This is a genomic window from Kineococcus gypseus, from assembly GCF_050871305.1.
Taxonomy (GTDB): domain Bacteria; phylum Actinomycetota; class Actinomycetes; order Actinomycetales; family Kineococcaceae; genus Kineococcus; species Kineococcus gypseus.
In genome coordinates this window covers 34,624-42,547 of record NZ_JBJLRD010000039.1, presented here as the reverse complement: position 1 = coordinate 42,547, position 7,924 = coordinate 34,624, and the positions used below count along the sequence as shown (strand labels likewise).

Here is a 7,924-nt window from a genome sequence, read left to right as displayed (position 1 = left end):
TATTTAGTAACTTCACGTCGAGGTAGACGTCCTCGCCGCGGCGGAGGTCGAGCTCGGAGAGGCAGACCAGCCCCTCCGCCCGCCCCCCCCCCCCCCCCCCCCGCCAGTCGTCCAGCAGGTGCCCGCGGGTGCGCGCGACCAGGCCGCCGTCCCCGGCGACCACGCGCAGGTCCAGCAGCCCGGTGGCGGCGGCGAGGTCGTGGGCGGCGACCTCGCGGCACTCCTTCGCGGTGCGCACGGAGTGGTCCAGGCGCAGCCCGGCGTCCCACAGCGGGTACCAGACGCGGTCGGCCAGCGCGGCCACGTCGGGCGCGCTCAGGCGCCGGCCGTCGTGCAGGAGCACCAGGTCCACGTCGCTGGCCGGCCCGCAGTCCCCGCGGGCCAGGGAGCCCACGCAGGCCAGCGCCACGCCGGAGGTGGCCCCCGGCGGGCCGTCGGGGTCGGCCAGCAGCCCGGGCAGCGGTGCGACCGCCCGGTCCCACACGTCGCGCAGCCGCGACTCCACGAGCTGCACCAGCTCGGCGCGGCGGTGCGGGCCGGGACGCCCGGCCCGCACCGCCAGCGCGAGTCGCTCGGTGCGCAGGTCAGCGCCCAGCGCGACCTCGCACCGCGGGGGTGGAGCGGCTCACAGGGCGTCCGGCCCGTGCTCGCCGGTGCGCACGCGCACCACGTCGTCCACCGGCTGCGTCCAGACCTTGCCGTCGCCGATGCGACCGGTCTGGGCGCTCTTGACGACCACCTCGACGATGTCGTCGACGTCCACGTCGTCGACGAGGACCTCCACGCGCACCTTCGGGACCATGTCCACGGTGTACTCGGCGCCGCGGTAGACCTCGGTGTGCCCGCGCTGGCGGCCGTAGCCGGAGGCCTCCGAGACGGTCAGGCCCTGCACGCCGTAGGCCTCCAGGGCGGCCTTCACGTCGTCGAGCTTGTGCGGCTTGATGATGGCGGTGAGGAGCTTCACGCGGAGACCTCCGAGGTGCCGTGGGCGGTGCTGGTGCGGGCGTCGGGGCGCGGGGCGCCACCGCCGACCAGGCCGCCGCCGCCGAGGGTGCCCAGGTCGTAGCCGGTCTCGGCGTGCTCGACCTGGTCGATGCCGGTGACCTCGTCCTCGACGTCCAGGCGGAAGCCGACCGTCCTCTGGATGGCGGTGGCGATGACCCAGGTCAGGACGAAGGAGAAGACCAGGACGGCCAGCGCGCCGACCGCCTGGCGCCACAGCTGGTCCACGCCGCCGCCGAAGAAGAGGCCGTCCACGCCGGCGGTGGCGGTGCTGGTGGCGAACAGGCCCACGGCCAGGGTGCCCCACAGGCCGCCGACGAGGTGCACGCCGACGACGTCGAGGGAGTCGTCGTAGCCCAGCTTGTACTTCAGGCCCACGGCCAGGGCGCACAGCACGCCGGCGACCAGGCCGATGACGAGCGCGCCGACCGGGTTGACCGCGGAGCAGGCCGGGGTGATGGCCACCAGGCCGGCGACCGCGCCGGAGGCGGCGCCCAGGGAGGTCGCGTGCCCGTCGCGGAAGCGCTCGGTGACCAGCCAGCCGAGGATCGCGGCGCCGGTGGCGGCCACCGTGGTGACCCAGACGGTCGCGGCCTGGCCGTTGGCCGACAGCGCCGAGCCGGAGTTGAAGCCGAACCAGCCGAACCACAGCAGGCCCGCGCCGAGCATCACGAGCGGCAGGTTGTGCGGGCGCATCGGCTCGCGGCCGAAGCCGCGGCGCTTGCCCAGCACCAGCGCCAGGGCCAGGCCCGCCGCGCCGGCGTTGATGTGCACCGCGGTGCCGCCGGCGAAGTCGATGGCCAGCAGCTGGTTGGCGATCCAGCCGCCGGTCTCGGACTCGGCGCCGTCGAAGGCGAAGACCCAGTGCGCCACGGGGAAGTACACGACGGTGGCCCACACGCCGGCGAAGAGCATCCACGGGCCGAAGCGGGCGCGATCGGCGACGGCACCGGAGATCAGGGCCACGGTGATGATGGCGAAGACGGCCTGGAACGCCACGAACGCCATCGAGGGGATCGTGAAGACGAGGCTGTTGGACTGGAACCCGCCCTCGAGGCCGTTGGTGCCCATCAGGCCCGAGAGGCCGAAGAACTCGAACGGGTCGCCGAGCAGACCGCCGCCGACGTCGTCCCCGAAGGCCATCGAGTAGCCCCAGAGCACCCACAGCACGCTGATCAGCGCGAGGGCTCCGAAGCTCATCATCATCATGTTCAGGACGCTCTTGGCGCGGACCATGCCGCCGTAGAAGAGCGCCAGGCCGGGGGTCATCAGCAGCACGAGAGCAGCGCTGGTGAGGACCCAGGCGGTGTCACCGGTGTCCATGGGCAACAGGGGCCTTCCGCGAGGCCGGCGCGCGCCGGCGGGGGACGGGGGAGCCGCGGGTGCGGCGTGGAGCGGCTCCACCGTGGCGCCGGCGTGTTACGCCCGTCGGCGCGGCGTGTTTCGTGTCGGTGACGGCGACCCCCGCGGTGTGAACATCGCGTTACGCCTCCCGGCGTGTCACCCGTCCGCAGCAGCGCGCCGCCGCGACCTCACCGTGCGTGCCCACCCGGCTGCGCGCGCTGCTCCGCACGGACGGCGCGGACGGCGCGGTCGGCGCGGGGCGCCGCGCTCAGGACAGCAGCGCGTCCACGAACGCCGCGGCCTCGAAGGGCGCCAGGTCGTCCGGCCCCTCCCCCAGCCCGATCAGCTTCACCGGCACCCCCAGCTGGCGCTGCACGGCCACGACGATGCCGCCCTTGGCGGTGCCGTCCAGCTTCGTCAGCACGATGCCGGTGACGGCCACGACCTCGGAGAAGACCGCGGCCTGGCGCAGCCCGTTCTGCCCGGTGGTGGCGTCCAGCACCAGCAGCACCTCGTCCACGGGGCCGTGCCGCTCCAGCACGCGCTTGACCTTGCCCAGCTCGTCCATGAGGCCGGCCTTGTTCTGCAGGCGCCCGGCGGTGTCGACCAGCACCACGTCGGCGTCGGCCTCGATCCCGGCCTTGACGGAGTCGAAGGCGACGGCGGCGGGGTCGGCGCCGTCGCGCTCGGAGCGCACCGTGGGCACGCCCACGCGCTCGCCCCAGGTGGCCAGCTGCTCGGCGGCGGCGGCGCGGAAGGTGTCGGCCGCGCCCAGCACGACGTCCTTGTCCTGCGCGACGAGCACGCGGGCCAGCTTGCCGACGGTGGTGGTCTTGCCGGTGCCGTTGACGCCGACGACGAGGACCACGGCGGGGCGGTCCTCGTGGCGCTCGGTGGCCAGGGCGCGGCCGGCGTCCGGGCCGACCGCCGCCAGCAGCTCCTCGCGCAGCAGCTCGCGCAGCTGCGCCGGCTCGCGGGTGCCCAGCACCCGCACGCGCTCGCGCAGGTGGTCGACGATCTCGGTGGTCGGGCCGACGCCGACGTCGGCCAGCAGCAGCGTCTCCTCGACCTCCTCCCAGGTGGACTCGTCGAGGGTGTCGCGCGAGAGCAGCGCCAGCAGCCCCTGGCCCAGGGCGGAGTTCGAGCGCGCCAGGCGCTCGCGCAGGCGCACCAGGCGCCCGGCGGCCGAGGCGGGGCGCTCGGTGAGCGGCCCGGGCGCCTCCTCCGGCAGCTCGACGACGTCCACGGCCCGGCTGGGCGAGTCGCGCGGCACCTCGGCGTCGTCGCCCACGCCGGGCAGCGGGTCGGTGTCCGGGCGCGAGCCGAGCAGCGGGCTGTCGGCCTGGTGCGGCGTGCGCGGCAGCGCGGAGCCGCGCCGGCGCCGCGGGCGCACCAGACCGGCCAGGGCGCCGACCCCCGCCAGGGCGATCAGGACGGCGACGCCGATGACGATGTCGAGGGTCTCCACGGACGCCGATCCTCCCAGACCCCGCCGCCCGCACCGCCCGGCGGTCCCGGGCGGTGCCGGGGCTCAGCGGGCGCGGGCCTCAGCGGGCGCGGGGCTCAGCGGGCGCGGGCCTCAGCGGGCGCGCGCGGCCCCGGGCTCCTCGGCGGAGCGGGTGCGGCGCGCCGCGGCGCGCTGGCCCAGCTGGTCGGCGGCGTGCTCGGCGGCGTGCTGGGCGCGCTCGCGGGCGCGGGCGGCCGAGCGGGCCGCCACCGGGCCCCAGCGCTCGGCCAGCGCGTCCAGGCGCGCCACCAGCCGGCTGCCGCGGGCGCGCATCGGCGGGGCGGCGACGGACAGCAGGACCGCCAGCGCGAGTCCCACCACGAGGGAGAACGTCACGATCAGGGTCGTCAGCACCACGGGACCCACACTGCCCCGCGCTCCCCGCCCGCACCACCGCGCCACGGTGGTGTTGCTGCTCCGTGACCAAGGGGTCGCCGCGACGTCACCACCGGGCCGCCGGCCGTCCGGCCGCCGGTCAGGCCAGCGCCACCTGCCGCAGGCGCTGGCTGACGACGGTGCTCACGCCGTCGCCGCGCATCGTCACCCCGTAGAGCGCGTCGGCGATCTGCATCGTGCGCTTCTGGTGGGTGATGACGATGAGCTGGCTGGAGGCGCGCAGCTCCTCGAACAGGGTGATCAGGCGCGAGAGGTTCGCGTCGTCGAGGGCCGCCTCGACCTCGTCGAGGACGTAGAAGGGGCTGGGGCGGGCGCGGAAGATGGCCACGAGCATCGCCACGGCGGCCAGCGAGCGCTCCCCGCCGGACAGCAGCGACAGGCGCTTGACCTTCTTGCCCGCCGGGCGCGCCTCCACCTCGATGCCGGTGGCGAGCATGTCGGAGGGGTCGGTGAGGACCAGGCGGCCCTCGCCGCCGGGGAACAGGCGCGGGAAGACCTCCTCGAACTGCGCGGCGACGTCGGCGAAGGCCTCGGCGAAGACGCGCTCGACGCGCTCGTCGACCTCCTTGACGATGGCCAGCAGGTCGCCGCGGGACTTCTTGAGGTCCTCGGACTGCGTGACGAGGAACGCGTGGCGCTCCTCCATGGCCGCGTACTCCTCCAGCGCCAGCGGGTTGACGGTGCCCAGCTGGGCCAGGGCCCGCTCGGCGGCGCGGCGGCGCCGCTCCTGCTCGGCGCGCACGTACGGGCGCGGCTGCGCCGGCTCGTCGGGCTCGGGGTCCCCCGGCGCCGGCGGTGACGGCGGCACCGGCCGGTCCGGGCCGAACTCGGCGACCAGCACGTCCGGGTCGGTGCCCAGCTCCTCCAGGGAGCGGGTGCGCAGCTGCTCGACGCGCCAGCGCTGCTGGGCGCGGGCGACCTCGTCCGCGTGGCGGGAGTCGCCCAGGCGCTGCTGCTCGGCGCCCAGGGAGGCGACCGCGCTGCGGGCGGCGCCGACCTCCTCGTCGAGGCGGGCGCGGGCGCTCTCGGCGGCCGCGCGCAGGCGGGCGGCCTCGGCGGCGGAGGACTCCCAGCGCGCCAGGGCCCGCTCGGCGCCCTCGCGCACACCGGTGGCCACGCGCTGCTGCTCGGCGCGGCGGGCGCGGCGGGCCGCGGCGCGCTCGCGGGCGCGCAGCTCCTCGCCGGCCTGGCGCTCCAGGGCGTCGGCGCGCCCGGCCAGGGCGCGGGCGCGCTCCTCGGTGGTGCGCAGCGCCAGGCGCGCCTCGGTCTCGGCGCGCCCCAGGGCGCGGGCGTGCTCGGCCAGGCGGTCGCGCTCGTCGGTGGAGGTGCCCGCGCCGTCGTCGGCGGGCGCGGCGGAGGCGGCCTCGAAGCGCTCGCCCAGCTCGGCGTGCTGGGCGCGGTCGGACTCCAGGCGGGCGGCGACCTGCGTGCGGGTGGCGGCGGCGCGCTCGGCCTCGGCGGCGGCGGCGCGCACCGCCGCGCCCAGGTGGGCCAGCTGCTCGGCCACGGCGTTCATGCGCGCGTCGTTCTCGTGCAGGCGCTCCAGGGCCGCCTCGACGCGGTCCGCGGCGCGCGCGCGCTCGTGCCCGGCGGCGGTCAGGGCGAACTGGGCGCGCTGCAGGCGGTGCTCGGCGGCCGAGAGCGCGTCGGCGGCCTCGTCGACGGCGGCCTGCACCTGCAGCAGGCTGGGCGCGGAGGCCGAGCCGCCGGCGGCGCGGTGCTCGCCGAGCAGGTCGCCGTCGCGGGTGACGGCCACCAGGCCGCGGCCGACCGCGCGCCGGGCCGCGTCGAGGTCCTCGACGACGACGACGTCGCCGAGCAGGCGCACCAGCGCGGGGCGCAGGTCCTCGGGCGCGCGCACGAGCTCCAGCGCCGGCCGGCTGCCCTCGGGGGCCACCAGGCTCCAGTCGGAGGTGCCCGGACCGGCGACGAGCAGTTGCGCGCGACCGGCGTCCTCGCGCTTGAGGTGCTCCAGCGCCTCGGCGGCCGCGCCCGGGCCGGCCACCGCGACCGCGTCGGCGGCCGCGCCCAGGGCGGCGGCCACGGCCTGCTCCCAGCCCGGCTCGACGTCGAGCAGCGCGGCCACCGAGCCCAGCACGCCCGAGAGCGCCTCGCCGGCGGCCAGCAGCGCCCCGGCGCCGTCGCCGCGCTCCAGGCCGATCTCCAGGGCCTCCTTGCGCGCGGCCCAGCGCGCGCGCTCCTGCGCGGCGGTGCGCTCCTCGGCGCGGGCGGCCTCGTGCGCGGCCCCGGCGGCGGCCAGGGCCGCGGCAGCCTCCTCGTGCTCGGCGTCCAGGCCCTCCTCGCCCTCCTCCACGCCGGCGACCTGCGTCTCCAGGGCGGCGAAGTCGGCCTGGGCGCGCGCGCGGCGCTGCTCGGCGTCGGCCAGCGCGCCGGAGAGGCGCTCCAGCTCCGCCTCGCCGACCTCCACGCGGCTGCGGGCGGCGGCGACCTGCCCGCCGAGGCGCGCCAGGCCCTCGCGGCGGTCCGCGGCCGCGCGCAGGGCGGCGGCCACGCGCCGGTCCTCCTCGGCGGCGGCGCGGTCGGCCTCGGCGCGGCGGGCGAGCACGTCGTCGAGGGCGGCGCGGTGCTGCGCCACCAGAGCGGTCAGCTGCGCCTCCTCCGCGCGCACGCGCTCGGCGGCCGCCGACAGCTCCCCCGGGTCGCGGCCGGTGCGCTCGTCCGGCTCGGCGGCCAGCAGGCGCAGCCGCTCCGCGGCCAGGGCCCGCACCCCGCGCAGCCGCTCGGCCAGCGCCTGCAGCCGGTGGTGCGTCTCCACGGCGCGGGCCAGGTCGGGCGCGGCCGCGGCGGCGGCGGCCTCGGCGGCGGCCAGCCGGGTGGTGGCCTCGGCCAGGTCGGCCTCCACGCGCTCCTGGCGCCGGCGCAGCGCCGCCTCGTCGGCCTCCTCGCGCTGCAGGGTGCTCTGGGCCTGCACGAGGTCGTCGGCCAGCAGCCGCAGCCGCGCGTCGCGCAGGTCCGCCTGCACCACCTGCGCGCGGCGGGCGGCCTCGGCCTGCCGGCCCAGCGGCTTGAGCTGGCGGCGGATCTCGGTGACCAGGTCGGCCACGCGCGTGAGGTTGCCCTCCATCGCGTCGAGCTTGCGCAGCGCCTTCTCCTTGCGGCGGCGGTGCTTCAGGACGCCGGCGGCCTCCTCGACGAACGCGCGGCGCTCCTCCGGGGAGGCGTGCAGCACGGCGTCGATCTGCCCCTGGCCGACGACGACGTGCATCTCGCGGCCGATGCCGGAGTCCGAGAGCAGCTCCTGCACGTCCAGCAGCCGGCACTGCGCGCCGTTGATGGCGTACTCCGAGCCGCCGGTGCGGAACATCGTCCGGGTGATCGTCACCTCGGCGTACTCGATGGGCAGGGCGCCGTCGGTGTTGTCGATGGTCAGGCTCACCTCGGCGCGGCCCAGCTGCGCGCGCCCGGACGGGCCGGTGGTGCCGGCGAAGATGACGTCCTCCATCTTGCCGCCGCGCAGGCTCTTGGCGCTGTGCTCGCCCATCACCCAGGTCAGGGCGTCCACGACGTTGGACTTGCCCGAGCCGTTCGGGCCGACCACGCACGTGATCCCCGGTTCCAGCCGCAGCGTCGTGGCGGACGCGAACGACTTGAACCCCTTGAGGGTGAGGGTCTTCAGGTGCACGGTCAGCGAGCCTAACCAGCGGCGGGGACGCT

General features: G+C 77.3%; 6 protein-coding genes. All 6 read right to left on the bottom strand.

Features of this window, described 5'->3' with window-relative positions; genetic code table 11:
* Positions 1-556: nucleotidyltransferase domain-containing protein (locus tag ACRYMN_RS14750; protein ID WP_432496526.1), on the bottom strand; the 556-nt coding region annotated here is incomplete at its 3' end.
* 69 nt (positions 557-625) lie between these two features.
* Positions 626-964: a P-II family nitrogen regulator gene (locus tag ACRYMN_RS14745; protein ID WP_432496524.1), complete on the bottom strand. Its 339-nt coding sequence runs from the start codon at positions 962-964 to the stop codon at positions 626-628.
* The gene (locus ACRYMN_RS14740; protein WP_432496521.1) at positions 961-2,325 is read right to left on the bottom strand and encodes an ammonium transporter; all 1,365 of its coding nucleotides are present in this window, start codon (positions 2,323-2,325) and stop codon (positions 961-963) included. Before ACRYMN_RS14740 ends, ACRYMN_RS14745 begins: the two co-directional genes overlap by 4 nt.
* 289 nt (positions 2,326-2,614) lie before the next feature.
* Positions 2,615-3,814: a signal recognition particle-docking protein FtsY gene (ftsY, locus tag ACRYMN_RS14735; protein WP_432496519.1), complete on the bottom strand. Its 1,200-nt coding sequence runs from the start codon at positions 3,812-3,814 to the stop codon at positions 2,615-2,617.
* A 111-nt stretch (positions 3,815-3,925) separates the two neighbouring features.
* Positions 3,926-4,210 (bottom strand): hypothetical protein, encoded by a 285-nt coding sequence (locus tag ACRYMN_RS14730; protein ID WP_432496516.1) that lies wholly within the window; start codon positions 4,208-4,210, stop codon positions 3,926-3,928.
* A gap of 118 nt (positions 4,211-4,328) precedes the next feature.
* A complete protein-coding gene (gene smc, locus ACRYMN_RS14725) occupies positions 4,329-7,892 on the bottom strand; it encodes a chromosome segregation protein SMC (RefSeq protein ID WP_432496514.1) in 3,564 nt (1,187 codons plus the stop codon).
* Between the last annotated feature and the right edge of the window lie 32 nt (positions 7,893-7,924).